Source organism: Pseudomonas sp. AIG (assembly GCF_977020205.1).
Map to the genome: position 1 here is coordinate 57,916 of NZ_CDROCK010000026.1, position 26,431 is coordinate 84,346.

At 58.4% G+C, this 26,431-nt stretch carries 24 protein-coding genes; 7 read left to right on the plus strand and 17 right to left on the minus strand.

Features of this window, described 5'->3' with window-relative positions:
- Window positions 1-127 precede the first annotated feature (127 nt).
- Window positions 128-1,522: an undecaprenyl-phosphate glucose phosphotransferase gene (locus ACWR1S_RS16210; RefSeq protein WP_454564213.1), complete on the plus strand. Its 1,395-nt coding sequence runs from the start codon at window positions 128-130 to the stop codon at window positions 1,520-1,522.
- An 891-nt stretch (window positions 1,523-2,413) separates the two neighbouring features.
- On the opposite strand, the gene ACWR1S_RS16215 is transcribed toward ACWR1S_RS16210, so the two are convergent.
- From ACWR1S_RS16215 to galE, 6 genes are all read right to left on the minus strand, one after another.
- Entirely contained in the window at window positions 2,414-4,492 is a 2,079-nt protein-coding gene (locus ACWR1S_RS16215) for a YjbH domain-containing protein (RefSeq protein WP_454564214.1), read from the minus strand.
- On the minus strand, window positions 4,489-5,247 hold the full coding sequence (locus ACWR1S_RS16220; protein ID WP_454564215.1) for a capsule biosynthesis GfcC family protein: 759 nt from the start codon (window positions 5,245-5,247) through the stop codon (window positions 4,489-4,491). The genes ACWR1S_RS16215 and ACWR1S_RS16220 overlap by 4 nt, the downstream gene beginning before the upstream one ends.
- On the minus strand, window positions 5,247-5,912 hold the full coding sequence (locus ACWR1S_RS16225; protein WP_123595040.1) for a YjbF family lipoprotein: 666 nt from the start codon (window positions 5,910-5,912) through the stop codon (window positions 5,247-5,249). The genes ACWR1S_RS16220 and ACWR1S_RS16225 overlap by 1 nt, the downstream gene beginning before the upstream one ends.
- Before the next feature lie 9 nt (window positions 5,913-5,921).
- Complete coding sequence (locus ACWR1S_RS16230; RefSeq protein ID WP_454564216.1) at window positions 5,922-6,986, minus strand: polysaccharide biosynthesis/export family protein; 1,065 nt, start codon at window positions 6,984-6,986, stop codon at window positions 5,922-5,924.
- Between the two features lie 144 nt (window positions 6,987-7,130).
- Window positions 7,131-7,367: a hypothetical protein gene (locus ACWR1S_RS16235; protein ID WP_007910552.1), complete on the minus strand. Its 237-nt coding sequence runs from the start codon at window positions 7,365-7,367 to the stop codon at window positions 7,131-7,133.
- Window positions 7,368-7,597: 230 nt separating this feature from the next.
- Window positions 7,598-8,614, minus strand: a complete 1,017-nt coding sequence (gene galE, locus ACWR1S_RS16240) for a UDP-glucose 4-epimerase GalE (protein WP_454564217.1) — start codon at window positions 8,612-8,614, stop codon at window positions 7,598-7,600.
- A gap of 391 nt (window positions 8,615-9,005) precedes the next feature.
- Here galE and galU point away from each other — a divergent pair, with 391 nt between their 5' ends.
- Both galU and ACWR1S_RS16250 read left to right on the plus strand, forming a co-directional pair.
- The gene (gene galU, locus ACWR1S_RS16245; protein ID WP_007910549.1) at window positions 9,006-9,839 is read left to right on the plus strand and encodes a UTP--glucose-1-phosphate uridylyltransferase GalU; all 834 of its coding nucleotides are present in this window, start codon (window positions 9,006-9,008) and stop codon (window positions 9,837-9,839) included.
- Window positions 9,840-9,886: 47 nt separating this feature from the next.
- Window positions 9,887-10,291, plus strand: a complete 405-nt coding sequence (locus ACWR1S_RS16250; RefSeq protein ID WP_454564218.1) for a mannose-1-phosphate guanylyltransferase — start codon at window positions 9,887-9,889, stop codon at window positions 10,289-10,291.
- Between the two features lie 142 nt (window positions 10,292-10,433).
- Here ACWR1S_RS16250 and ACWR1S_RS16255 read toward each other — a convergent pair whose 3' ends face one another.
- The 8 genes from ACWR1S_RS16255 to ACWR1S_RS16290 all read right to left on the minus strand — a co-directional run bounded on the left by ACWR1S_RS16255 (window position 10,434) and on the right by ACWR1S_RS16290 (window position 20,034).
- A complete protein-coding gene (locus ACWR1S_RS16255; RefSeq protein ID WP_454564219.1) occupies window positions 10,434-11,564 on the minus strand; it encodes an SGNH/GDSL hydrolase family protein in 1,131 nt (376 codons plus the stop codon).
- 128 nt (window positions 11,565-11,692) lie between these two features.
- The gene (locus ACWR1S_RS16260; RefSeq protein ID WP_454564220.1) at window positions 11,693-12,739 is read right to left on the minus strand and encodes an acyltransferase family protein; all 1,047 of its coding nucleotides are present in this window, start codon (window positions 12,737-12,739) and stop codon (window positions 11,693-11,695) included.
- A gap of 12 nt (window positions 12,740-12,751) precedes the next feature.
- Window positions 12,752-13,855 (minus strand): hypothetical protein, encoded by a 1,104-nt coding sequence (locus ACWR1S_RS16265; protein WP_064117878.1) that lies wholly within the window; start codon window positions 13,853-13,855, stop codon window positions 12,752-12,754.
- Window positions 13,846-15,078 (minus strand): phosphoribosylaminoimidazole carboxylase, encoded by a 1,233-nt coding sequence (locus tag ACWR1S_RS16270; RefSeq protein WP_454564221.1) that lies wholly within the window; start codon window positions 15,076-15,078, stop codon window positions 13,846-13,848. Before ACWR1S_RS16270 ends, ACWR1S_RS16265 begins: the two co-directional genes overlap by 10 nt.
- Entirely contained in the window at window positions 15,075-16,187 is a 1,113-nt protein-coding gene (locus ACWR1S_RS16275; RefSeq protein WP_454564222.1) for a polysaccharide pyruvyl transferase family protein, read from the minus strand. Before ACWR1S_RS16275 ends, ACWR1S_RS16270 begins: the two co-directional genes overlap by 4 nt.
- A gap of 15 nt (window positions 16,188-16,202) precedes the next feature.
- Window positions 16,203-17,285 (minus strand): glycosyltransferase family 4 protein, encoded by a 1,083-nt coding sequence (locus ACWR1S_RS16280; RefSeq protein WP_454564223.1) that lies wholly within the window; start codon window positions 17,283-17,285, stop codon window positions 16,203-16,205.
- A gap of 40 nt (window positions 17,286-17,325) precedes the next feature.
- Entirely contained in the window at window positions 17,326-19,554 is a 2,229-nt protein-coding gene (locus ACWR1S_RS16285) for a polysaccharide biosynthesis tyrosine autokinase (RefSeq protein WP_454564224.1), read from the minus strand.
- Window positions 19,555-19,593: 39 nt separating this feature from the next.
- Window positions 19,594-20,034: a low molecular weight protein-tyrosine-phosphatase gene (locus ACWR1S_RS16290; RefSeq protein ID WP_454564225.1), complete on the minus strand. Its 441-nt coding sequence runs from the start codon at window positions 20,032-20,034 to the stop codon at window positions 19,594-19,596.
- Window positions 20,035-20,323: 289 nt separating this feature from the next.
- Here ACWR1S_RS16290 and ACWR1S_RS16295 point away from each other — a divergent pair, with 289 nt between their 5' ends.
- Together ACWR1S_RS16295 and tal are read left to right on the plus strand one after the other, a co-directional pair.
- On the plus strand, window positions 20,324-21,280 hold the full coding sequence (locus ACWR1S_RS16295; protein ID WP_454564226.1) for a glycosyl hydrolase family 5: 957 nt from the start codon (window positions 20,324-20,326) through the stop codon (window positions 21,278-21,280).
- A 202-nt stretch (window positions 21,281-21,482) separates the two neighbouring features.
- Entirely contained in the window at window positions 21,483-22,409 is a 927-nt protein-coding gene (gene tal / locus ACWR1S_RS16300) for a transaldolase (protein WP_016986723.1), read from the plus strand.
- Window positions 22,410-22,606: 197 nt separating this feature from the next.
- Here the strand turns inward: tal and rssC are convergent, their stop codons facing one another.
- Both rssC and rssB read right to left on the minus strand, forming a co-directional pair.
- Window positions 22,607-23,089 (minus strand): anti-sigma factor antagonist RssC, encoded by a 483-nt coding sequence (gene rssC, locus ACWR1S_RS16305; RefSeq protein ID WP_003226553.1) that lies wholly within the window; start codon window positions 23,087-23,089, stop codon window positions 22,607-22,609.
- Window positions 23,089-24,270: a two-component system response regulator RssB gene (gene rssB, locus ACWR1S_RS16310; RefSeq protein WP_016986724.1), complete on the minus strand. Its 1,182-nt coding sequence runs from the start codon at window positions 24,268-24,270 to the stop codon at window positions 23,089-23,091. The genes rssC and rssB overlap by 1 nt, the downstream gene beginning before the upstream one ends.
- Before the next feature lie 275 nt (window positions 24,271-24,545).
- On the opposite strand from rssB, the gene ACWR1S_RS16315 reads away from it, so the two are divergent.
- Complete coding sequence (locus tag ACWR1S_RS16315; protein WP_454564227.1) at window positions 24,546-24,845, plus strand: PilZ domain-containing protein; 300 nt, start codon at window positions 24,546-24,548, stop codon at window positions 24,843-24,845.
- Window positions 24,846-24,897: 52 nt separating this feature from the next.
- On the opposite strand, the gene ACWR1S_RS16320 is transcribed toward ACWR1S_RS16315, so the two are convergent.
- Window positions 24,898-25,587, minus strand: coding sequence for an MlaA family lipoprotein (locus ACWR1S_RS16320; RefSeq protein WP_454564228.1), 690 nt, complete (start codon window positions 25,585-25,587; stop codon window positions 24,898-24,900).
- Between the two features lie 198 nt (window positions 25,588-25,785).
- Between ACWR1S_RS16320 and ACWR1S_RS16325 the strand changes: the two genes are divergently transcribed.
- Window positions 25,786-26,406 carry an HAD family phosphatase gene (locus tag ACWR1S_RS16325; protein WP_454564229.1) on the plus strand — a complete coding sequence of 207 codons (621 nt, stop codon included), beginning with the start codon at window positions 25,786-25,788 and terminating at the stop codon, window positions 26,404-26,406.
- Window positions 26,407-26,431 lie beyond the last annotated feature (25 nt).

Genomic DNA, 26,431 nt, shown 5'->3' on the forward strand with positions numbered 1-26,431 from the left:
ACTGACGACAGTTCGGCATATCGATGTTGTTACCTCAGGACACTCGCTACAACAAAAACAATAAGTCTGCATAACAACTCGGTTTTCAACTGTTGAAACCTGAATGGACGTCTTTTGGGGATACCGTATGGATCTTTCTTTAAGTATCAATCGAAGCACAGGCCTCAAGGGACTGACCTTTTGGGGCCAATGGGCGCTGGCACAAGGCTTTGTGGTGACGCTGTTGTTCATACTCGCCGAGCAGCACACCGGGACGGTCGCATTCTACTACCGGATGTGTGCAACGCTGGCGGTACTGGCGTCGGTGCCGGCTTATACGTTTAGCGGTGTGTATCGCAAGCGTGACAATTACCTGACTGGTCTCGGTCGACTGTTCATGGGTTGGTCGATGACCATGGCGGCGCTGGCGTGCATCGCTTTTGTCTGCCAGGCCGATGAGCTGTTTTCGCGGCAGGTGATTCTGAGCTGGGCGGTGTATGGCTTCCTCGGCCAGGCGTTTCTCTACGCGCCGCTGCATGCGTTTTCCAAGTACTACCAGCGCTCGCGTAAAAGCGAACACAAGACACTGATCGTCGGCACCGGCGAACTGGCGCTGGGCCTGGCGAAGAAGCTCAGCCAACTGGAAAATCTGCCGTTGGTAGGTTTGGTCAGCAATGGTGATGTGTCTGCACTGGGTTCTGATGCACCGCGCGTGGTCGGCGATCAGGAACAGTTGCTGGAGCTGATCGAGGCGCATGACATCCGCCGCTTGTACATCACCCTGCCGTTGTGTGAAGCCGCGAAAATCGAGGCGATTTATAGCGACTTGCTCGGTGCCAACGTCGATGTGGTGTGGGTGCCGGACTTGAACAGTCTGACCCTGCTCAATCACTCGGTGAAGGTCGTGGACGGCCTGCCGGCGATCTACTTGAACGAGAGCCCGCTGACCAGCCGCCCTACCGCTGCTTTGAGCAAGAGTCTGGTAGAAAAAACCGTGGCGTTTCTGGCGATCATCGCACTGAGTCCGATCCTGCTGATCATTGCCTTGGCGGTGAAGATCAACTCGCCTGGTCCGGTGTTTTTCAAGCAGGATCGCCACGGTTGGAACGGCAAGGTGATCAAGGTCTGGAAGTTCCGTTCGATGCGTGTTCACGATGACCGTGACGTGAAGCAGGCCAGCCGTAATGACTCGCGCATTACCCCGGTCGGTCGCTTTATCCGCCGCACTTCGCTGGATGAACTGCCGCAATTGTTCAACGTGCTGCAGGGGCATATGGCTCTGGTCGGCCCACGTCCGCACGCTGTCGCGCACAACAACTACTACTCGGGGAAAATCCTCGCGTACATGGCGCGCCACCGGATTAAACCGGGGATCACCGGACTGGCCCAGATCAGCGGCTGCCGCGGTGAGACAGACACCATCGACAAGATGCAGAGGCGTGTGGAGATTGACCTGCAGTACATCAACAGCTGGTCGTTGTGGCTGGATCTGAAGATCCTGGTGAAGACGCCGTTTACGTTGCTGTCGAAGGATATTTACTGAGGTTCGAAGCTGGATACCGCAAGGGGACGAAAGTCCCCTTTTTTTGTGCATGGGATTTGGGAGCGGCGCTGGATTTCGGGTGAATGCAAAAACTGTGGGAGCGAGCTTGCTCGCGAAAGCGGTGGGTCAGGTAACGGGGATGTCGACTGGTCTTGCGCTATCGCGAGCAGGCTCACTCCTACAGGGGATTTGTGGTTGGCTGGGGATTTTGGGCGTGACAGATAACCAATGTAGGAGTGAGCCTGCTCGCGATGACGGTGTGTCAGGCAACGGGGATGTCGACTGTACGGACGCTATCGCGAGCAGGCTCACTCCTACAGGGGATTCGGGGTTGGCTTGGGATTTGTGGCGTGACAAATAGCCAATGTGGGAGTGAGCTTGCTCGCGAAAGCGGTGGGTCAGGCAACATTGATGTTGGATGTGCTGACGCTATCGCGAGCAGGCTCACTCCTACAGGGGATTCGGGATTGGTTCGGGATTTGTGGTGTGACAAATAGCCAATGTGGGAGCGAGCTTGCTCGCGAAAGCGGTGGGTCAGGCAACGGGGATGTCGACTGTGCCGACGCCTTCGCGAGCAAGCTCGCTCCCACAGGGATTTAGGATTGGTTCGGGATTTGTGGCGTGACAAATAACCAATGTGGGAGCGAGCCTGCTCGCGATGGCGGTGGGTCAGGCAACAGGGATGTCGACTGTACGGACGCTATCGCGAGCAGGCTCACTCCTACAGGGGATTTGTGCTTGGCTCGGGATTTTGGGTGTGACAAATAACCAATGTGGGAGCGAGCCTGCTCGCGAAAGCGGTGGGTCAGGCAACATTGATGCTGGATGTGCTGACGTCTTCGCGAGCAGGCTCGCTCCCACAGGTTTCAGAGGTGCTTCGGAGATCCGCGCTTACTCCGTAATCTTCTCGAAATTACGATAAAACATATCCCCTTCCCGGCTATCGGTCATCGAGTGCAGCTGATAGCTGCGGCTCAGTCGCGCGCCACCGTCACGGGTCAGCGGGGCCCAGACCAGGTTGGCGCGGCGCATGGTCGACATGCTCATCATTTCGTCGAACGGGATCGACAGGTAGATGCCTTTGTCGAAACTACCTTCGCCATACTCGGCGCTGCCCGCCGTGGTGATCGTCGCCCACGCACCAAAACGCACGCCATTGAAGAACTCGCGCGAGATGTCCAGCGTGCCGCCCCAGTCCCCGGCCAGATAACGCCCGACGCTCACCGCCGCCAACGTATCGAACGGCAAATCGGTATACGCCGTGACATGCCCGGTCACCACCGAGTAATCACGCAAGGCAAAACCCTGATCGAAATCACGCTGACGCACCCAGTTCAGGTCCGCCCCCACCGACCAGCGCTCACCGGTCGGGCGGAACAACACTTCACCGCCGACACCGGCAAACATCGATTCCAGATAACCGCCATAGACCATGCCGTACCAGTCTTTATCCAACTGCTCGGCATGACTCACCTGAAACAACGGCATGGTGGTGTTAGACGTGGTCAGGTACTGACGCAAATCCGTGCGCACACGCGGCAAACCGCTCGGCGCGTCGTAGGTGAATTTGTCGAAGTTGTTGGCCAGGTTGGCACTGAGCAACCCGCTCCACCAGGTGTTGCGGTTGAAGCGGTATTCGGCGTCGGCATCGGCACTCAATTGATAGAGCAAGCCATCCGGACCACCGACGTTCTGCTTGAAGCCCAGCCCGACGCCATAGCTGAAATGCTGCGGCGCTTCGGTGTAGAGGGTTTTCTCGTTGTGCGGCATCGCCGGGTTGATCTCGGTGGTGCGGTGCAGCGATTCAAGTGGCTCTTCGTTGTTGATCACTTCGCGGAAGGTCTGGCGCGGCAAACTGGTTTCTTCCAACGGCAAGTCGTAGCGCTTGTTGACCACGGTGAACCAGTCGATGTCGTCGTTGACGCTGTTGTCGAGAATCCGGCTCGCCCGCCCGACAGCCTTGGACGAATGGAAGTAACGCTGCTGCTCGCCATAGACGATCAACTCGGAATCACGCTGGGTGATGCGCTCGACCTTGTAGCCGGCATTCTGCTGCAAACGCTGCGAGACGTTGGCCCAGTTGACCTGATCCATCGCCGTGGTCGGCGCTTTCGCTGGCAGCGGTTCCGGAGTCGGGTCGTAGGTCTTTGCCGGTGCCTTGCGGCTGACGAAATTGGTGTGGAAAGTCACGCCGAACATCGCCGTATTACCGCGCTCCCACGCCGCGCTGACATCGACCGAATCGGTGACTTTGAACACCGCGCCGAGGTTGATCGGCGAGTCCTGCTTGATCTCGTTGTCCTTCGGTTCGTTTTTGTAATCGTTGCCTTCGTATTCGAGTTTCAGGCTGAGGCGATCCCACGGCGTCTGATAGCTCACGCCACCGAAAAACGACGGCCGGCCGCGAAAGTACGACCCCGAGTTGACGTCACCGGTACCTTCCAGGGCCGGACGGGTATCGAAGCGATCGCTGACGTAGCCCAACGGGTTATCCATGTCGCCGCGATTACCGAGGTAACCCCAGGCAATGCCGGCACTGAAATCGAAGTTGTCGTAGCGCTTGTTGGCGACGAAAAACTCACTGGAGAACAAACCCGTACCGCCGACGTCTCGGAAGCCCAAGGCCACGTCAGGCAGCCAGTGACTTTCCTGCCACAGCCGGACTTTGACGTCGACCGCCTTGTCCTTATAGCTTTGGCTGCCGCTGAGGGCCTCCGAGCCGTACGGCCGGTTGGTGATCGCGGTGTAGCGGAACGAGCCTTCGAGCCAGTCCAGCGGCTGCAACGACACGCTGTAGCGACTGTACGGATCGGTGCGGTTGGCGTTGACGCTCAGCTCGCCGGCCGGGGCCATGCGCGCGGTCGGCGTCTGCAGCAGACCGGTGCCACCGAAGTCATTCTGGGTGATGCGCGGCTCGGCATGAGCCAGACCGCAGGGCAATAACAACACAGCTGCAAAACGTAACTTCAACGAACCACCTCGGCCAGCTGCGTGGCAATGAATTCGGCCAACTGCTGATTCAGTTCAGGAAGAGGCGGATCAAGATCATCATTTTTCACCGGCACCAGAATCTTACTGCCGGCCACGGGAAAGTGCCCGCTCTCGCGATTCCAATGGGCGATGCCGACACGTTGCGAAGCGCCATTCGGCTGGATCAGCCACAGGTAATCGGCTTCGGCATCGGCCAGAATCGAACAGCCTTGCAAGTACTCACGGGCCTCCTGCAACGGCTGATACGGCAAGTGGCAAGGCTCGGCGACGGCACCGAGCACTTGCACTTCATCAACGCGCTTCGGATAAACCAAACGATCGCCGTCATCGAGGCGAATGTTGCGCGCGAAGCCGACTTCCAGCGCCACCGGATCGAGATCGGCAATCTGTCGTCCGGTGACCGGCATCTGCCGCACTTCTTCGGCAATGCGCTGCGCCAGCGCCACACGACTTGGCCGGTCGAACAGCATCGACATGCGTTGCAGCACATCCAGATCAAACAGCACACCGACCTTCAGCCGTGTCTGCTCCTCAATCAGCGACTGCCGCAGCAAGCCGCCCGCCAGCCAATAGCCTTCGGCATTCGGCACGGCTTCGCTGATCACATCAAGCAAGCGCCCGCCCGGTGGCAAAGCGACCGGCCCGGGATTGGCGACATCGCCCGACACCGTGACGGCCGCTTGACTCACACTCGCGACCAGCATCAGGCCCGCCGATAACATTTTCAGGCGCATCACGGCAGGTGCCTGCGATCAGGGGTCAGTTGCACAACCTTGACGCGCAACTGCGAGGTCAGTTGCTGCTCGCTCTGCAAGATGAAACCGTCACGCGGGTCGACCCAGTAACGATTGGTCGCGCTCAGGCCGATGGCCGGGGCGTCAATGTGTTCATCGACACGCAGCACGGTGTATTCCTTGTCGAGAATCTTCAGGGTCTGTTCGGAGCGGCGGGAGAAGCGGCTGTTGACGATCACCCCGACTTCCTGACCCTTGTAGAGGTCGATCCAGCGCCGCGTGGTGAAACCGTCCGCGACGTGATGCAGGCCTTGCTTGAACGGCGAGTCATCGGCCAGCCGCGTGCCATCGAGATCGCCTTCCAGACCCAAGCCAATGGTGCGCACGGCGAGGCCATTGCGCAGCAGCAGAACCTGTTTGCCCGAGGCGACCCAGAACTGCAGGTCTTCGCGCTCGCGCACCAGCGCCAGCACCCCGGAGCCGGACGGCGTGGTCAGTTTCATTTGCGGATAGTTGACCCCGGCCACTTCGGCCGCCGACACGTCGACTTCATCCGGGCCGACGACCGCCGCTTTAAGGTTGTTCAACGAAGCGCTCATCAGCGGGTTACAGCCGCACAGCAACGAGGCCGCCATCAGGCACAGGCCAACTTTCAAAATGTTCAAAGTCGGACCTTATTTGGCGTTGTTGTTGCTGTATTCGCTCCAGTTCTTCGCAGCGGAAGCGCCGGTGCCGACAATCGATGCCGACGGCACCAACTGGCTGATCAGACGGTTCCAGCGAGTCACGTTGGCAGGCCCGACATACACCACGTCCTGCGGGCGCACTTCGAAGTGCGAGGCGAGCGCCATGGCTGTCGGCGATTCGGCTTCCAACTGGTAGATCTTGGCCGGTTCGACATCGAGGTTTTCCACGCCACGAATGACGTAGACCGCGTTGCCATTGGAGGTGGTCTGGGCCAAGCCGCCAACCGAACCGAGCACGTCGGTGAGGTTCATCGTCGCGGTCTTGAAACTCAGTGCTCGCGGTTGGTTAACCTCGCCCATCACGTAGATGCGCTTATTGTCGTTGTACGGCAGATACAGCTGATCGCCGCCCTTGAGGTAGACGTTCTGCAACTCGGAATCCTGCTGATTGAGCGAGTCGAGATTGAGCGGATAAGTGCGGCCCTTGCGCGTCAGCAACAGCCCGGACAAATCGGCGTTGTTGGTGTCGATACCGGCCGAACCGAGGGCTTCGACCACGCTCAGCGGATTGGTCGAAATCGCTTGCGGGCCGGCCTTGGCCACCGCGCCGGTGACCACGACTTTCTGGCTGGCAAAACGCAACACCGCGACATCCACCTGCGGCTCGGCGATGAATGCCGACAGCCGCTGTTCAATGTCCGAGCGCAGTTGCTGGATAGTCCGGCCGGTGGCCTGGACTTCCTTGATGAACGGGTAATAGAGCGTGCCGTCGGAACGCACCAGACGGCCGTTGGCATCGATCTGTTGTTGCGCGCCGGACGGGGCCGTCAGTTCCGGGTGATCCCACACGGTGATGTACAAGACATCATTGTTGCCGATGCGGTATTCGGCCGGGGTCGCCAGCAGCTCCGGCGGCAGCGACTCACGCTTTTGCGTGGCGCGGTTCATGGCAATCAGCTTGGGCGTGATCGGAATCAGCTCGACCCGGCTGCTTTCGCTGGCGCCCTGGCGGGTGATGCTGCCGGTGCTGAGGTATTGACCGGGGGAAAACATGCAACCTTGCAAAGCGAGACTTGCCAACATTAAAAGATAAACACTACGAGTCATAATGGCACTACGCTATTCAAGGGCGAATCCAAAAACAAAGTCACCCGACTTGCGTCGGGCGACCTTGTACTGCACTAACAGAACTTCCTGTTAGTTATGCGTGCCGGTGGTACCGGTGGTACCCGTCGTACCGGTGGTACCGCCGTTGGCACTGCCACCGCTGTTAGACGCCGCTACAGCACTGGCAACCATTGCAGTACTGGCTGCGGGCGCTTGAGAAGCCGCCACGTTGCCACCTACATTGGTTACCGCTGTCAGCGGTGCTTCAGCGGCGGCAGCCCAGTTGCTCAACATCGTCAACAGGGCAACTGCCATCACTTTTTTCATATCAACTCCTTTCTAACATTCGACCTGTTAAAAAACCGGCCTGAGTTAGCGGTGGTGAGTTCAAGTCCGCAAAAAGCGCGAACATGATCCGTCGTTCTTTCACAGTCTTACCCAACTGATAAAAGTCGAACGGCAGGTTTATATCTACGGACTTGCAAAAGGCATTGCCAGTGTAATTTCCCGACGTTATCTAACAACCTGACTGAAAATAACATTGGGTTAAATGGCCATCATCGCAAGTAGCCTTTGGGATGGTTCGATTGCCAGCGCCAAGTGTCAGTGACCATGTCTTGCAAGTTGCGCGTGGCTTTCCAGCCAAGTTCCTTCGCAGCCTTGGAGGCGTCGGCCCAGCTCTCGGCGATATCCCCGGAACGGCGCGGCATCATCCGGTAAGGCACCGGTTGCCCGCAGGCCTGTTCAAACGCGTGGAGCACTTGCAGCACGCTGTAGCCATCGCCCGTGCCAAGGTTCCAGGTATGAATGCCGGTGCGTCCGGAGATCGACTGCAACGCCTTCAAGTGGCCGTCCGCCAGATCGACGACGTGGATGTAATCGCGCACGCCAGTACCGTCGACAGTCGGGTAATCGTTGCCGAAGATCGACAACTCTTGCAGGCTGCCGACCGCCACTTGGCTGATGTAAGGCACCAGATTATTCGGGATGCCGTTGGGGTCTTCGCCCATATGGCCACTGGCGTGGGCGCCGATCGGGTTGAAGTAGCGCAGCAAGGCGATGCTCCAGCGCGGCTCGGCCTGGCTGAGGTCACGCAGCACGTTCTCGACGATCAGCTTGGACTGGCCGTAAGGATTGGTCGGGTTGCCGGTGGGAAAATCCTCGCGGATCGGCATCTGCTCGGGCTCGCCATACACCGTGGCCGACGAGCTGAACACCAGCCGGAACACCCCCGCCGCCGCCATCGCCTGGCACAGATTGATGCTGCCGCTGACGTTGGTCTCGTAGTACTCGAGCGGCTTGCGCACGCTCTCGCCCACGGCCTTCAGGCCGGCAAAATGCAGCACCGCTTCGATGTTGTGCTCGCGGAAAATACGGTCGAGCAGGGCCCGGTCACAGACATCACCACGGATCATCCAGGCACTCTTGCCGCAAATGCCCTCAACCGCGTGCAACGCGGCTTCACTGCTGTTGCAAAGATTATCCAGTACGACAACTTCATAACCTGCTTCAAGTAGCGCAAGTGTGGTGTGCGAGCCAATATAGCCGGCACCCCCCGTTACCAGAATCTTCATAGTGCTATCCGTCTTTGAATGAGTGACAAGTAGCGTGTCAAGCCTGATTCATTGAAGATGTGTCACAATCCACACAAATGAGGCGACAACAACCGAAAACAAAACTAGTTCAATGACTGGCAATAAATATTTTTGCAGGTCACACTGTATTGCCCGCTACTTATTAGCACTGCCTGTGCACTCATCACTATCAACAGATACCGACTAAAAATAACTAACAACGCACTTATCGACATCTCATAACATTGTCGTGTTTTATCGGCACTCGCATTTGCCATTAATAACCTGACTCAGGTATTAAAGTAAGCCTTCAATCCAACATTGAACTTGCACGCCCTTTATTAGGGCGCGCATCTGTCGCCTGTGTTCCATGACTGTCCAGGATACTTTTATGATTCGTAAATGTTTGTTCCCCGCTGCCGGCTATGGCACGCGTTTCCTGCCGGCTACCAAAGCCATGCCGAAAGAGATGCTGCCAATCGTCAACAAGCCGTTGATCGAGTACGCCGTTGAAGAAGCGCGGGACGCCGGTCTGCAACACATGGCCATCGTCACCGGGCGCGGCAAGCGTGCGCTGGAAGACCATTTCGACATCAGCTACGAACTCGAACACCAGATCCGTGGTACCGAGAAAGAGAAGTTCCTCGCCGGCACCCGCGAGCTGATCGACACCTGCACCTTCTCCTACACCCGTCAGGTGGAAATGAAGGGCCTGGGCCACGCGATTCTCAGCGGTCGCCCACTGATCGGCGATGAGCCGTTTGCCGTGGTGCTGGCCGATGACCTGTGCCTGAACCTCGAAGGTGACGGCGTGCTCACCCAGATGATTGAGCTGTACAAAAAATTCCGCTGCTCGATCGTCGCCATCCAGGAAGTCCCGGCCGACCAGACCCACAAGTACGGGGTGATTGCCGGCGAACTGATGTCCGACGGCATTTACCGGGTCAACAACATGGTGGAAAAACCGGCCCCGCAAGACGCACCGTCGAACCTGGCGATCATCGGTCGCTACATCCTCACGCCGGACATTTTCGACCTGATCGCCGACACCCAACCGGGCAAGGGCGGCGAGATCCAGATCACCGACGCACTGATGAAGCAGGCGCAGAACGGTTGCGTGCTGGCCTACAAGTTCAAAGGCCTGCGCTTTGACTGCGGTGACGCCGAGGGTTACTTGCAGGCAACCAATTTCTGCTACGAAAACGTTTACCTCAAGGGCCGCTGAGACGGTTCCAAAACCCCACGCCCATTCTTCATTTCAGGCAGGCCACCATGAACATTGCACAACATTCCGTAGAGATTGAACGCGAGGTGGGTAACCTCGGGGTGATGAGTTGGTTGTCCCGCCATCAGCCGTTGCCCAGCGCCAACGAGTCCTGGCTGGGCACGATTCTGCTGGTGGAGCGGATTGGCGTGTTTCCGGCGTCCGGCGATATTCGCCGGCCGCTGCGCGATCCCTATCCGCTGCTCGCGCATTTGAAAAAGCTGTACAGCGAGCAGGCGCTGGAGATGGATGACAGTGACGGGCTGAAAGTGATCTTCAGCGACTGGCGCTTTCGCGTGCGGATCTGCTGCAACGACCCGGCGATCATCATTAACGTTGAGACGCGGTGCGATACGCGGTTGATGCCGCAGAAGATTGCGGAATTGCTCGAGCAGGTCGACGCCTTCGAATAACTCCCCTCACCTGATCGTTCCCACGCTCTGCGTGGGAATGCATCCAGTGACGCTCTGCGTCACCCAGCGAAGGGACGCGGAGCGTCCCGGGCGGCATTCCCACGCAAAGCGTGGGAACGATCACCGCTCTGGGGTTTGCGTTTTATTTAGGGGCGGCGTCGCAACGATCCTTGGCGCCCATGATCCAGCCATAAAAGTAATCGGCAATCACCTTCCCGCCCGTGGCCGGCACCGGATGAATCTTGTCCGGGCCGATCATTGCCGCCGCGTAGCGTTTGACGTCCGGCCCGAACGCACATTGCAGATTGGCATACCCCAAATGCTGCTCACGCGCCCAAGGCTCCAGCACCTGCGCATACGCCGACATCGGATACGCACTGGAACGCGTGGTGTCCTGACGCATGATCAGGTTGATGCTCGCTGCCGGTTGAATCTCGCGCAGCATGCCGACCAAGCCCTGAACATTCTGCAAATACTGCGCAGGCTTCACGCCGAAACCCTGGTCATTGCCACCGAGCATGATCAGGTAAACGTCAGCGGGGATCTTCGACACGGCAGCTTTCCACTGCACCTGCCATTGCGGATCCTGGTGATAGAAATCCGCAGACGCCGCACCGGAGGCCGCCAGTTTCGACACCCGCACGCCGTTCTGATCGTTGCTCATCCACAGCCCGAACAACGTCGGCGTGCCCTTCACCACTTCCAGTTTGAAGGACCAGTCTTTCGCCGCCGAGAGTCCTGTGAGCGGGACTTCCTGAACGCCCGAACCTTCAAGCTTCAGGGGTTGCCAGTCTTGCGCGGGAGACCAGCGATAGCGGATCTCGCTGGATTCACCGTTGCCCAGATAAAGCAGTTTCGCCTGAGTGACAGCGCTATCGATGCGCGGCGTCGGACTCGCATCCACTTGCAACCATGCGCCGGGGCGGCCTGTCACCGTGCGACTGTCCGGGCTCGCCTGGCCCAGGTCTGAAACCTTCCAGTCGCCGCCAAAGTACTTGTCACTGCTGCGGGTGTATTTGAAATGCGTGCCGCCCAGCGCCGCGCCGTGGTTGAAGCCGACGTAACCCGGCCCGGCAAAACCCACCTCACCGGCTACGCGCTGCACCAGTTTGTTCAGGTAGAAATCCTGCCCGGCGCTGTAGCTGTCGCCGATCACCGAGACCGACAAAACCTTACCGGCCTTGCCTTCACGCCACTGCGCGAAACGCTCGCGGGCATCGCCCACCTGAACCACCGACGCTGCGACGGGTTGCGCGTCATCTACTGCCAACATGCAAAATTTCCTTCAGTCTGGAATGCCCCCTTCGCGAGCAAGCTCGCTCCCACAGGGATTGTGGTCATCTACAGGGATGGTATGAATTGCAGAGATCCACTGTGGGAGCGAGCTTGCTCGCGAAGCTCTTAGCTGTTTTGTGGTTGCACCACCGGGACGACAGGCACCAACGGTTTCTTCTTCGCCGCCCGCTCACCAAGGAACAACACCGAGGTGAAATTGAACCGACTGAAAACCATCGACAACAGCACCGGCCCGAGCAAACCAAAGGTCAAGCCGCCGAGCACCAGCAAGCTCTCATCCTTCACCCCCAACCGCCCCAGGACAAACCGCGACGTCGCCGCGAACAGCACATGGAACAGAAAGATCGCATAGGAATAGCCACCCAGCCACGTCAGCACCTTCGACCGTACATCACTCGACAGCAACGCGATGCAGGACACACAACCCACGGTCAGACCGATCAGACTGCGTCGATCAACAATCAACTCGCGATCAATCGCCGCCACATACAACAATGTCAGCGAAATCAGCACAAACACCAACGGTCCGATCACTTTGAACGTCTGCTTCAACCGGTCGACATTCTCCTGGCCAATCATCCCCGCCACAAAAAACGGCAACAGGTAAATCGCCCCGTTGATCCCGAACGCATCGAACTTGAACGGCGGCAACAGAAACAACACAGCCGCCAACGCGAACAGCCCATACAACCGCGTCGCCGAACGCAGCATCCCGCGCCACTCCAGCAAGCCGACGAACATGAAAATGATGAACACCGCCTGCAGGAACCAGAAGTGGTTAATCGGCACCCAGAACGACAACAACGCGTCGATCACACCAACGTCCTTGTTCACCCCCGGCCCCACCGCTTGCAACACCGAGAACGGCACGCCGACGCAAAACAGCGGCACGATCAAGCGCCGCACCTTGCCGCTGAAGAACGCGGAAAAGTCATTGCCACGGATTTTGTAGATTGAATAGATGTACCCGGAAATGAAGGTGAACAGCGGCATGCGCACGTACACCATCGAATCGGCGATCACCCGGAACGGCGAGCCGATATCGATCTTCAACCCGCCACCCAGCGGGCCGATGACGTGATACAGCACCAGCAACAGGCACGCCAGGCCACGCAGGGTTTCAATCTCCAGGGACTTTTTCTTGCTCGACATAAAGCACCTGCCTCAATTCAGAATTCGTGATTCGACCTGCACCGGTTTGTTCGCCCGCAGCATCAAGCCCAGGCCAACGAACAACACCGGTACCACCATCGAAAAGTGCCGGGCGAAGGAGCCGAAGTCCGGCTCGAACAGGCCCTGCACCAGCAGAAACGCCAGCGGGATCGCGATCAGTTCCTTGGGTTTGGTCTGGATCGGCGCACCCTTGTAATCAGTCGAGGTGATGACTTTGAACAGCAGCAACGCGGTCATGATCATCAACGCGACAAAGATCACCTGCCCCGGCCCGGACAGCAGAATCAGCTCCACCGGGAACGACAAGCGGAAGAAAATGATCATCGAGTCCAGCGCCTGCGAAACAAAATCGCTGCCCGTCAGCCACGAGACGATCAACGATTTCGAGCCCTCCTCGCCCGCCGTGCGCAACTCGTTGTTGCTGGCGCGAATCGATGACACCGGAAAGCCCAGTGCGAGTTGGATCGACATCGCCACCGCCAGATAAAACAAGAACAGCATCAGGAAGAAGGTCGTGCGCGACACGTACTTTTTCATCACACAGACGCCCACCCACGACAGCGAAAACAGAATCCAGTAAGGCCGGATCAGCACGCCGTAAATCACCGCCGAGAGAAAGAATCCGCCGCGATATTTACGCGTCAACGAGCTGAGCAAAATGCTCAACACCGCCACCGACACAATGATTTCCTTGGTCAGGTTCTCAAGGAAAAACGAGCGGACGATGCCCCACAGACACAGGGTGCCGAAGATCGCCAACGGCATGCGCCGAAACACCACCACCGGGATCGCCGTGAGGAAAAAATTGCAGAACATGCCGTAGGCCCAGGCATTGGTCAGGTTGATCCCGGTGGGCCGCAGCAGGAACGCCGAACACTCATAGGACGAGCGATCCGGCGAGAACGGGTTCCAGAAGTTGCAGTTGTCGGCGCGGGCGTAGGACGACCACAAAGTCATCGCATCCGGGCCTGGATCGCGGGGGATCAACAGCGGCATGGCCACCGAGAGAAACAGCCCGGTGAAAAGGATCAGGAACGACACATACGAATCGAGTCGCTTGCCACGAAACTCGATGCACGGCAGCTTCAGGCCCATGACACGGCAGCCTTCTTCGCACCGGTCACGCGGGTCAGTACGGCGATTACACCAAGCTGCACGATGATCGCGAAGACATTGCCCCACGCCGCGCCGTAGATCGAATAATGCTTGATCAGCACCCAACTCACCGGCACTGAAACCAACAGGCAGATCGCCGCACTGGCGAGCGATACGCGACTGTTTCTCGAGGCAATCAACCCGCCCCAGACGATGTCGCCAATCGCGCGCAAGGCGAAGGAGAAAATCAGTACGCCGAGGATCGCGTTGTCCGGACGCGGAACGCTGGTGGCGACGTAATCGAGCACCACGTTGAAAAAAACATAGATCGCCACCGCCACCGCCGCCGACACGACAAGCGAGCGCATGACCCACTTGTTGACGAACAGTTGCTTGACCGTGAACGCCTGCTGATCGGCCTGAAAACGCTTGGCCAGCACCGGAATCCCGACCACCGCCACCACCGCATACGACAACGCCTGCAAAGTATTCGCCGCCGACCACGCGTAGACGTATTTACCGAGACTGGCGTAGGGCTCCAGATCGATGATCAGAAAGCGCTCGGCGTACTGACTCAGCGCGATCAAACCGGTGCCGAGGTAAAACGGCAACCCGGCCTTCCACACGGTGGCCGTGGCCAACGTGCCGGCGACCCGGCCCTTGTGCACGTTCACCACGATCAGGTAACCGGCGATGATCACCAGCACGTTGGCGGCGACCCACAGCCACAACACACTGGCGATGCCTGACACCCAATCGAGCATCATCCCGCCCACCGCCAACAGCGCCCACAGGCCGGTCTTGATGAAGAACAGCAACGCACCCGCCGTGGCTTTCTGCGCAGAAAACACGAAGGAATTGATCTCGAACGACAGGTGTTCGGTGAGCAACACCAGCGTCACGCAAAGGATCAGCGCAGTCGTCGCTTCGACCGTCTGGAACAGTGAATAGATCAGCACCGTCGCTACCGACAACAACAGCCCCACCGCCAGATACAGCAGCAGGACTTTGTCGACCACGCGGCGCGAACTGCCGCCGACGCTTATCAAGCGATTGATCTCGGAACTGAAACCGACGCTGTAGAACTTCGACGCAATCAGCGATGCAGCGACCACCACGCCGTAAAAACCCAGCGCCTCATACCCGAGGTAGTGGGTGATCGCCAACACCAGCAAAAACTTCGCGCCCAAGGCTCCGCCGCGAAGCAGCAGCCGAAATATCATCGAACAACACCCTTGATGATCTCGTCCATGGCCACGGTTTTCGCTTCGATTTCACGGCAAGTGTCGGTCAGGCGCTTACCGAAATTCGACAACGCATTCGGCGCGTAAACCGTGTCGATGATGGTGTCGACATTGATGTCGCCGCCGTTGATCACCCAGTCGTCCACGCCCATGTCCTGATAGGCGCCAAAGCCTTTGCGTTCATAGCTGATGTGGTACGCCGGCACGCCCGAGAGCAGCGATTCGATGGCGCCGTGAAGACGCACGGAAATCACCAGGTCCGGCTGATATTTGGCAATCGTTGCTTTCAACGACAGCAATTCTTCGGTGATGCCCAACTCGCGATAGAACGCGCCGTCATCGTTGCCGCGCACCGCGCTCTGTACAGCGCAGACCACTTTGCTTTTGTTCTTCAAACGCTGCAGCAGCACTTTCAGATTGGCCACGTAAGCGACTTTCTTCTCCTTGCTCCACTCCGGCGGCTTGCGCAGTACTACGCAGACCGTGGCTGGCGACGACGCGCAGCGAGTGAATTTCGCTTGCTGGAGGATTTTGCTGGCCAGCGACTGCACCGCCAGATCCGGCGCGCGGTAGACGTTGGCGCAGGCATCGAAAATCGCCGAGGAGCGGTTGTCGCGCACGAACACCGCATCGGCGCTGGCGTAGTGCTCGACGATCTTGCGGCTCTCGCCGTGGAACGGACCGATGCTTTGCGGCAGGTACACCGACGGCACTTTGCTGAGGATCGCGGTTTCCAGTTGTTTGGCGTGACCGAGCTTCAACTTGATGTGTTCGAAGGCACTTTTCGAGCGCATGTAACCGCCGCCGACGCCGACGATCAAGTCGGTTTTCTTCAACAGATCCGCCAGACCGGCGTAGGACTGATTGAGAAACACCGCTTGCTTGACCCGGCCCAACCCCTTGGCCGCCATCACCGGCGCGTCGAAACGCGGGTGCGGCAAGTAGCTGAAAGAATCCGGATCGGAAGCGACCACGCTGATCGCGGTGTCTTCGCCAAAGTTGCGCTGCACCAGGGCGATGGCCAGATCGACGAGCAAGCCGTCACCGGAGTTGGACGCACTGTAGCCATGCAAAATCGTTACGTTCATATGCTTGAGTTCTACTTAAAAAGTGGGAGCGCGATACAGGTCGTAGGTCTGACGAATCATCAACGCGGCGCTGAAACGCTCGCGGACGATGCTCCGACCTTGGTTGCCGAGGTCGAGCAGGCGTGGCTTCTGGATGATCGTCAGCACGTCGGCCAATGCCTGGTGATCACCGGACGGGAAGACATAACCGGAGACTTCATTGGTGACCAGTTCAGGCAGCGACGTGCAGTTGCTGGCAATCACCGGCAAGCCCATGGCCATGCCTTCCAGCGGCACCATGGCGAAACCTTCCCAGCGACTTGGCACGATCAGCGCATCGGCTTTCTGGTACAGCGCCTGCACTTCGCTCGGCGTGACCCATGGCAGGTATTCAACAGAGTCCATCGGTGGGCACTCCACCGCGTCCTCGTTCACCGCGCTGCCGACCACAGTCAGCTTCAAGTCTTTGCGCTGCACGTTGGCGAAGGCTTTGAGCAGCACGTCGAAGCCTTTCTGATAATCGAGGCGACCGACGAAGAGCAGATGAATCGGCTCGGGACTCGCCGCTTTCGGCGCGTCTTCCTTGCGGTGAATGCCGTTGTAGATCAGCGTCATGCGCTTGCGCTCGATGCCGAAGCGCGCAGCTTTGTCGAGTTCGTACTGGCTGACGCAAATGATCACGTCAGTGACCTTCTGCAACACCCGCTCGATCCACGCATAGACTTTCTGCTTGGTCGGCGAGCTTTCCATCAAGAACGAAAACGCGTGCGGGCAGTAGACGATTTTCGGCTTGCGCCACGGTCGCAGCAGCACACACACGCAACGGCCGATGACCCCGGAAAAAGTGCTGTGCAAATGCACCACATCGGGTTTTTCCTTGAGCATCACCTGAGTCAGGCGCCAGGCAAAACGCAGCAACGACGGTACATTGCGCCCGGTACGCGGGAAGGTGCGGATCTGCTGCGCGCCGATGCCGTGCAACTCTTTGGCCTGATCCTCCGGGACCAGGTACACCAGCTCGTAGTTCGCCGCATCGTCTTCAGGCGAAGCCGAAATCGTGCGGATCACCGTCGCGACGCCACCTTTGATCGTCTCTGCCACGTGCAGTATTTTTTTCACAAATCACCCACTTCAAAGAGGAAAAAACAGTCGCTGACAGTCAGGATTTGTCGGACGCGTATTCGTAGTTGTAATAGCCATAGCCGCCGTTGCCGTAGTAGCTGGCGGCACGCTTCTCGACGCCGTTGAACACCGCGCCTTTGAGCTCGATGCCGTTCTGCGCGAAGCGGCGAATGGTCAGTTCGATCTCTTTGGCCGGGTTCACCCCGAAGCGCGTGACGATCAGGCTGATCCCGGCTTCACGGCCAACGATGGCCGCATCGGTCACCGCCAGCAGTGGCGGCGTATCGATGATCACCAGGTCATAGCGCTCGCTCAGCTCGGCGAGCAATTCGCGGAAGTTGGCGTGCATCAGCAGCTCGGACGGATTCGGCGGCACCTGGCCACGGCTGATGAAATGCAGGTTGTCGACTTCGACTTTGTTGATCGCCTGATCGATGCTGCAGCGCTTGACCAGCAAGTCGGACAAGCCGTTGGTGATCGGTGTGTTGAGGGTTTTGTGCAGATGCCCTTTGCGCATGTCGGCATCGATCAGCACCACACGCTGACCGCTCAACGCCATGACCGCGGCGAGGTTGGACGAGACGAAGGTCTTGCCGACCTGCGGGCTCGGCCCGGAAATCATGATGCGGTTGTTGGTCGAATCGAGCCCGGCGAAGTGCAGACAAGTGCGCAGGCTGCGAATCGATTCGATGGAAAGATCGGTCGGGTTACGCAGCGCTAACAGGTACGCCGGTTTGTCGACGCCGTCGCGGGCGCGACCTTTCTTGCTGTCTTCTTCCTCCTGCAAGGCGCTGTACGGGATCGATGCGTACACCGGCAAACCGAGTTGCTCGATGGCTTCCGGGCCTTCCAGACCACGGCTCAGGGATTTGCGCAGCAGCACCAGCGCCACACCCACGAAGGCACCGAGGAAGGTGGCGATGATCACGATCAGGGCTTTTTTCGGTTTGACCGGGCTGGTCAGGTCGACATCCGCCGCGTCGACCAGACGCACGTTACCCACGGCACCGGCGCGAACGATGTCCAGCTCCTGGGATTTATTCAGCAACTGCGTGTAGATCTGCGAGGCCACTTCGACATCGCGGGTCAGGTTGAGCAATTCCTGTTGTGTCGCGGGCAGATCGCCGACCTTGCCTTCCAGCGACTTCTGTTGCTGGGTCAGTTCACCGATCTGGCTCATCAACGCGCGATAGGCCGGGTGCTGTTTGGTGAACTTGCGGTCCATCTCCGCCTGCTGCATTTTCAGCTCGGAGATCCGCGTTTCCAGCGCCACCGACTGACCGAGCACCGACTGGGTTTCCAGCGAGATGTTCACGGTCTTGCCGTGGGTCTGGTAGGCGTTCAGCGCATCGCTGGCCTTGGCCAGATCACGTTTGACCTGCGGCAACTGGCTTTGCAGAAAGGCCAGACTTTGCGCCGCTTCCGCCGAGGTGCGGCGCACGTTCTGATCGACATAAAGCGCGGCGATCTTGTTGAGAATCTTCACCGCTTCAGCGGCGTCGCTGCTGGCCAGCGCCAGTTTGATAATCCCCGACTCCTTGCCCTGCTCGGAGATATCCAGCGCGTCCTGGTAACCCTGAATGGTCACGATCCGTGGGTTGCGCACCACTTCGAAACGCGTGCCCGGGTTGGCCAGCAACTGGCTGATTTGCCCTTCTACGCCATCCTGCGCGAACGCTTCGCCGGCGACGCCTTCGGCCAACAGGTTGTCGTTGTCATCGAGTAACTGGAAGTGCTTCTGTTCGCCGGCGATCAGGGTGAGTTTCTTGCCCAGCAGTTCTTTCGGCAGATTGAGCCGGGCAAACTCCAGGCGCTCGCCGCCCCAGGCGTAACTGTTCAAGCCGAAACGCGGCGCGGCGACGCTGGTTTCGGTCTCGCCGCGATAACGCCGGGCGAGAAAGCCGCCAATCATCGGGAAGGTGTTCGGGGTAACGTCGATGTCCAGGCGCAGGTCGTCGACGGTTTTGCCGATCACTGCGCGGGATTTGATGATGCCGATTTCGGTCACCGACGGCGATTGCCCACCGAGCATGCTGTTGAGGTCGGAGAAACCAAGCATGTCGTTCTTTTTCGGTTCGACCTGCACCAGCGCATTGGCCAGGTACACGGGCGTGGCCAACACTGCGTAGGCCACGCCGGTGACCATGAAGGCGCCGGTGAGCGCGCCGATCAACCATTTCTGGTCGATCAAACTGCCGAATATGCCGAGAAGATCAATACTGTCTTGATCATTGTCGCGGGTGCCGATGACGGACGGTAACTGCATAAGTCTGTTCTTACCATTCATTGATCTGAAGAATATTCATCAACGCGCGAGGCGTTGAGCCCATGAGCTGACAGCATCTTCAATCAATGCATGGGCATGAATAAAAGCGGCCTTGCCTTGACGATACGGATCTTGTATTTCGCGCTCGCTTTGCCACTTGCCGAGCAGAAACACTTTGCCCCGCGCATGAGAGGCAATCTTCAATACTTGATTAACATGCTGTTTTTCCATGACCAGAATCAGGTCTGAGTCATTGACGATGTCCGCGGTCAATTGCCGTGCCTTGAAGCCTTCGGCGTTATGGCCATGGTCTTCCAGCACTTGCCGGGCAGAGGCTTCGACGCCCTCGCCCACCCGCGCCGACAGGCCAGCGGAGGAGACGGTGATCGCTGAGGGGGCCAGCGCGTTGCGCAGCATCAGTTCTGCCGTCGGACTACGGCATATATTGCCCACGCAAACGACAAGGATCTTTCTGAACAAGGTTTTACTTTCCTGTGTAATGTCAAACGGCCAACATCCCGAGAGCAATTGAACCCTCAAGATCTTTTTTCACGCGGAAATAGATTCGCCCTGTTAATACCGAAGCATTAAGTACCACAGCGTTTAAAAGCCCCCCAACCACAATTAGCGGACTAAAAATAACTGTGATTTTCGCTTGATTGTTTTCCGACAAAAAATAACATTCGCGCACTAAGTGCCATCACCTCACTCGAAAACTGAGTAACGAGATCAATATTCGTAGTTGTCACTTCTCTTCGGGAGAGCAGACATGAAAACAACACATCTCAAACGATTCGGTGCATTGGCGCTGATGGCGCTGGGGGCAACGACTCAGGTGCACGCCAGCGAAACATTTCCCAACCTTCCGGCGAAGAACATCGGCGTTCAGGTGAAGATTCAGAACTTTTCCGCCGCCGACGCCGCGCAGATCAAATCGGCAGGCTTCGGCTTTGTCCGCTTCGGCGTGTGGAGCGACAGCCTGACGGCCAAGGCTTATCAGAAACAGGTCAGCGATGCCTTTGCGGCGTCCCAGTCTGCGGGCCTGCCGGTGTTGCTGACGGTCCGAGCGATCAAGGCGTTGCCCGCCACATCGAGCGCCGAGCTGACCACTGCCGGTGAAGGCTTCGGCAACGCCGTGACAGGGCTGCAACAGTCGTACGGCAAGCAACTGGTGGCGATCGAGTTATGGAATGAACCGGACCTGGAAACCTATTGGCCGACGCGCAATTTCGACACCACGTTTGTGCCGTTCATGAGCGGCGTGTGCAAGGCGCTGCAGGAGCAACCGCCATCGACGCCGGTGATTGGCTACGGCTTCGCCCGGCCACCCAGCGCAGGCTCGGCTGCAACTGTGGCGCTGAATCGCATCGTCAGCGAATACCCCAAATGCCTGAGTGCCGTGTCCTATCACCCGTATGGCATGTCCGCCACGCAGATCAGCAATGCACAAACCTTCATTCAGCAGAACTTCCATCTGCCGGGGGTCATCAGTGAATGGGGGATCTCGGCACTCGCGTCGAACGGCGGCGCCGAAGGGCAAGCGAGCAAGATCGACGCATTCATTGGCGATGTTAAAAAACTCAAGATCCCGCTGACCTCCATCTATGAATGGAAGAACAGTGATTCGGGTAGCAATGATCGCGAGAAAAACTTCGGTCTGCTGACCTCCGACGGCCAGCCGAAACCGGCGCGAATGTCGGTCGAAGCCCTGTTGACCGCCGAATAGTCCGTGCGCAACCGATCTGTACGCAGGTCGGTTGCTTTGAACCTGTTGGCCGTTTTGGCATCGTATTCATCGATACCGCGCCCCGCCTTTCAAACAATCGTTTTCAGGATGTTGCCGCAGGGGCCATCGATACACGCACCTACCCTTGAGTGGCCGTCAGCGCTCGGGTAATGTCATCAGACCCATAGGACAGAGCACGCCCATGACTTCCAAGCTGGAACAACTCAAACAATTCACCACCGTGGTTGCCGACACCGGCGACTTCGAAGCGATCGCCCGAGTCAAACCGGTCGACGCCACCACCAACCCTTCCCTGCTGCTCAAAGCGGCGGCCATTCCCGCTTATGCCGAACTGCTGAACGCTTGCGTCAGCGACTGCAAAGGCGATGTCGGCCTGGCCAGCGATCGCTTCGGCGTTGCGGTGGGTCAGGAAATTCTCAAAGTGATCCCGGGCCGTATCTCCACCGAAGTGGATGCACGCCTGTCGTTTGATAAAGATGCCGTACTGAAACGCGCGCATCGCTTGATCGAGCTGTACGACAAGGCCGGCATTGGCCGTGATCGCGTACTAATCAAGATAGCCTCAACCTGGGAAGGCATCCGTGCCGCCGAAGTGCTGGAGAAGGAAGGCATCCAGACCAACCTGACCCTGCTGTTCTCCTTCGCTCAGGCAGCGGCTTGTGCCGACGCCGGGGTGTTCCTGATTTCGCCATTCGTGGGCCGCATCTACGACTGGTACAAGAAGGCCAACGGCAACGACTACACCGGCGCCGATGATCCGGGCGTACAGTCGGTCACCCGCATCTACAACTACTACAAGGCCAATGACTACAAAACCGTGGTCATGGGCGCGAGCTTCCGTAACCTCAATCAGATCGAGCAACTGGCCGGCTGCGACCGCCTGACCATCAGCCCGGACCTGATCGACAAGCTGGCGGCCGACACCGGCAAGCTGGAGCGCAAACTGGCACCGGGCAACGCCGGTGAAGCCCGTCTGAGCCTCAACGAGGCGCAGTTCCGCTGGTTGTCCAACGAAGACGCGATGGCCACTGAGAAACTGGCTGAAGGCATTCGTCAGTTTGCCCGCGACCAGGAGAAGCTTGAGGCGCTGTTGCAGGCCAAGCTGTGATTTGAGTGGGTGAAATGAAAAAGGGCGAATCCTGGTGGATTCGCCCTTTTTTATGGCTGCTGGATAATTCTAGTGTTCTTGCGACCGCTTTCGCGAGCAAGCTCGCTCCCACAAGGGGATTTGTGAACGACGCTGATCCAGTGTGGGAGCGAGCTTGCTCGCGAAGGGGCCAGCCCAGACAACATCACTTCATGAGATCAATGCCGCTCGAGAGCATTGACCAGGTCATGAAACGCTTCACGATTGGAATCGTTGAGGCCCATGAGGATCTTGTGCGCTTCGAGCACCTTGATCCGCACCACTTCTTCCGACTGGTCCTGATCCGGAAGGTCGTCCAGGCACTCCGGGCACGGCACCGGGTGGTTGACGATGTTGAACACCTGCTCGAAACCCATCGACTGCAGCAGACGGGTGATGTCTTCGTGGGTGGTGACGACGGTCGGCAGCAGGCCGACCTTCTGCCGCGACAGGATCGACAGTTTGGCCAGCAGGCCCAATGTCGTGCTGTCGATGCTGCGGGTTTCGGTCAAATCGATCACGATCGCGTTGAAATTCAGCGCGGTGAAGATTTTCTCAATAGTCGCATCCAACGCCGAACACAGGGTCAGGCGAACTTCACCGACGAACTTCAGGACGAAGGTGCCGTCCTGCTCGGCGAACTGGATTCTACCGGTACTCATTAAAGATTCCTGCTCAACACCAACAGGGCGATATCATCCGGCATCTCCCCTAGCGTGGCCAATCCAAACACTTGCCGCAGACCATCCAGGCTGCCGCCCGCCGACTTCACCCGTTGAGGCAAAGCGGCTTCTTTTTCTTTGAGCGTAGGTTCTGGCAAAAGATCCAGAATGCCATCCGACATCAGCGTCAGGCTGAACGTCGGCGGCAGCTCAAGCACGTGGTCTTCGTAGGTGGCTTCATTGAAGAGCCCCACCGGCAGACCACGCCCTTCGAGATAACGAACACTGTCAGGCGTGTACAACACAGGCAACGGCAGATGGCCGCCGATGCTATAGGTCAACAAACCGGTCTCCTCGTCGATGACTCCACCGACCATTGTGACGTGTTTACCCAGCTTACAACTGATCAGCCCCCGGTTGATATGACCAAGGACTTCCGAAGGCTTGAATTCCGGCAAGGTGCCGTTGCGCTTGGATTCGAACAGCAAGCGCGTGGTCATGAACTTCAGCAGCACGGTGACGAAGGCTGAAGAGGCGCCATGACCGGAGACATCCGCCAGGTAAAACGCGACGCGGCGCTCGTCGACACGGAAATAGTCGACAAAATCACCCGACAGATACAACGACGGGATGATCTGGTGAGCGAACTTGAACTCGTCGATGCTCCACGGGCTTTCCGGCAGCATGTTCATCTGCACCTGGCGACCGGCGTTCTGGTCCTCCTGGAGCAGGTTCAGGCTGGCCTCAAGCTCGCGGTTGGCCTTTTCCAGCTTCTCGCGGTAGCGCTGGTTTTCCAGCAGCAGGCGCGCACGATCCAGGGCCCGGCGCACAGAGTGCTCGAGCACAGCCAGATCTTCGAGAGGCTTGATCAGGTAATCGGCTGCGCCCAGGCGCAGGGCCTCGACCGCGTCGTTCATCACGCCGGCACCCGACACCACGATCACCGGCGTTTGCGGTGACCGCTCGGTGACCTGACGGATCAGTTCGAGACCGCCCATCTGCGGCATGCGCAGATCGCAGATGACCAAGTCGGGCGTGTCTTGCTCGAATACCTGAAGACCCTGTTGGCCGTTGCTGGCCTGCAGGACGCTGAAACCACTGTCTTCCAAGTAGGCCGCGAGGCTCGCGCGCACTACTTCGTCATCATCGATTATCAGCAGCGTGGCACTGGTTTTTGGCATGTGGGCAAACGGCGCCAGAATTAGGTTGGCGTAGTTGGCGGGGCATTTGGCCCTGCGCAGACTACTGGATTCGCTTTCTAGCCTCTCTGCTGCACCGCTTTCGAGCATTGGCTGCAAACGCGGTTGCACCAGAGGTGCCCTTCTAAGGCGCAGACGGTACTCCCATCCGCAGAGCGTTTCAAGCATGCGCCGATGGTCGCTTGACGACTTTACTTGTCAAATCACCGAGAGTTATAAGAACAGCTCAAACCGTAACCCAATGGAAGGACGAACCTATGAGTCAAACCGGTCGGGACTACAGCGAAAAGCGCGATTTCATCCGCATGCGGGTCGATGCCGATGTCGTGTTGATTCATGAAGGAGATGAGGTTTCAGGGGTGTGCATCGACCTCTCCAGCAGCGGCATGCAGGTCGAAGCGCCGCGCCAGTTCGCGGTTGGCGACCGTTTGAGCGTACGCATCGACTCCGATCACGCCGCACTCAGCGGCCTTGAGGCCGAGACCGAAGTGGTCTGGATTCGAGCACAGGATGGCGGCGGCCAGAAACTCGGTCTGACCATTCTGAAGATGAAATAGCTACACACAAAAAAGGCGACCCTGAGGTCGCCTTCCTTTTTACCGGTCGCGATTAAAAATCGTCTTCGACCTGGCCGTCCTTCACTTTGAACTCGCGGTTCTGCAAGTAGGCATTGCGGATGAAGGTGTACTTGTCGCCGCTGATCAGCTTCTCACTCGACAGCAGGCTGGCGCGGGTGTCGACGATATTCAGACCAAAGATCGAGTTACGCACCGGCACATCGTTGATGTAGCGATACATGCCGGTGTAGCTGTCGACGTATTTCGAAGGTGCATCACGCAGCGTGCTTGGGCCCATCAGCGGCAGCATCACATAAGGACCGCTGCCGACGCCCCAGTAACCGAGGGTCTGACCGAAGTCTTCGTCGCTGCGATTCAGGCCCATCTTGGTGCCGACATCAAAGAAGCCGAGCAGACCAAACGTGGTGTTGAAGATCAGACGCGCAGTGTCAACACCAGCAGCGGCCGGTTTGGCCTGCAGGATGTTGTTGGCAAGGTTGGTGACATCACCGACGTTGCGGAACATGTTGTGAATGCCGTCTTCGAGGAACTGCGGAGTCACGAACTCGTAACCCTGCGCCAGTGGCTTCAGCGCGTAGGTGTCAACAAAGTCGTTAAACTGGAAGATTGGACGGTTAACGCTTTCCCAAGGGTCTTCTTCCGTTGCCGCCTGAGTGGCGAACGGAGCCAGCAACAGGCCGGCACATACACAAAGCTGAGCGAGCGGATTGCTCCAGCGCATAGAAAAACTCCTTGGATTTGTACTGTCGCGGACATCTGGGTCCGGGTGTTCAGGCCGCTAGTATAAGCGCAAAAGGCCGTTTGGACAGTCCGCGCAATGAAGCTGTCTGTAGGACGCTTCTCGAGCCGCCCTTCACACAGCTGTCATCCTACTGTCACTGACCTGCCCTAGTCTGATGGTTATTTCAGGGACGCTGCCATGACTCACGCCGAAACCTTGCCCGTCGCCGCGCCCAGACTGACCGCAGTACTGTTTGGTCTCAGCGGTTGTCTGGTGGATTTCGGTGCTCGTGCCAATCAACAGACGATCGCCCTGCCCGAGCACGCCGAGGCCACACCGGGCGCACTCGACAGCCTGCACAGCTTGCAGCGCCAGCAGATTCCCTGCGCCTGGCTGGATGAACTGCCCCATGCCCTAGCCCAATCGTTGTCGGCCTCACTGCCGGCGTCGATCAAACCTGCGCAACATTCGGCAACACTCAATCCGTGGCCTGCGCCAAATGCCTGCTGGCAAGCCTTGATGGACTTGAACGTCGCCAGTCTGGACGGCTGCGTGCTGGTCAGTGGCGAACCGCGCCTGCTACAGGCCGGCCTGAATGCCGGACTGTGGACCATCGGCCTCGCCTCCTGCGGCTCGCTGTGCGGTCTGGCGCCGGGAGAATGGCAAGCGCTGAGCCAGAAAGAACGCGAACAACTGCGTGGCAAGGCGACGATGCAGCTATTTGGCCTCGGCGTGCATTCGGTCATCGATCACTTGGGCGAGCTCGACACCTGTCTCGCCGACATCAGCCTGCGCCGGCTCAAAGGCGAAAAGCCCTGATCGGGATCATGCAGGTTTGCCGGGA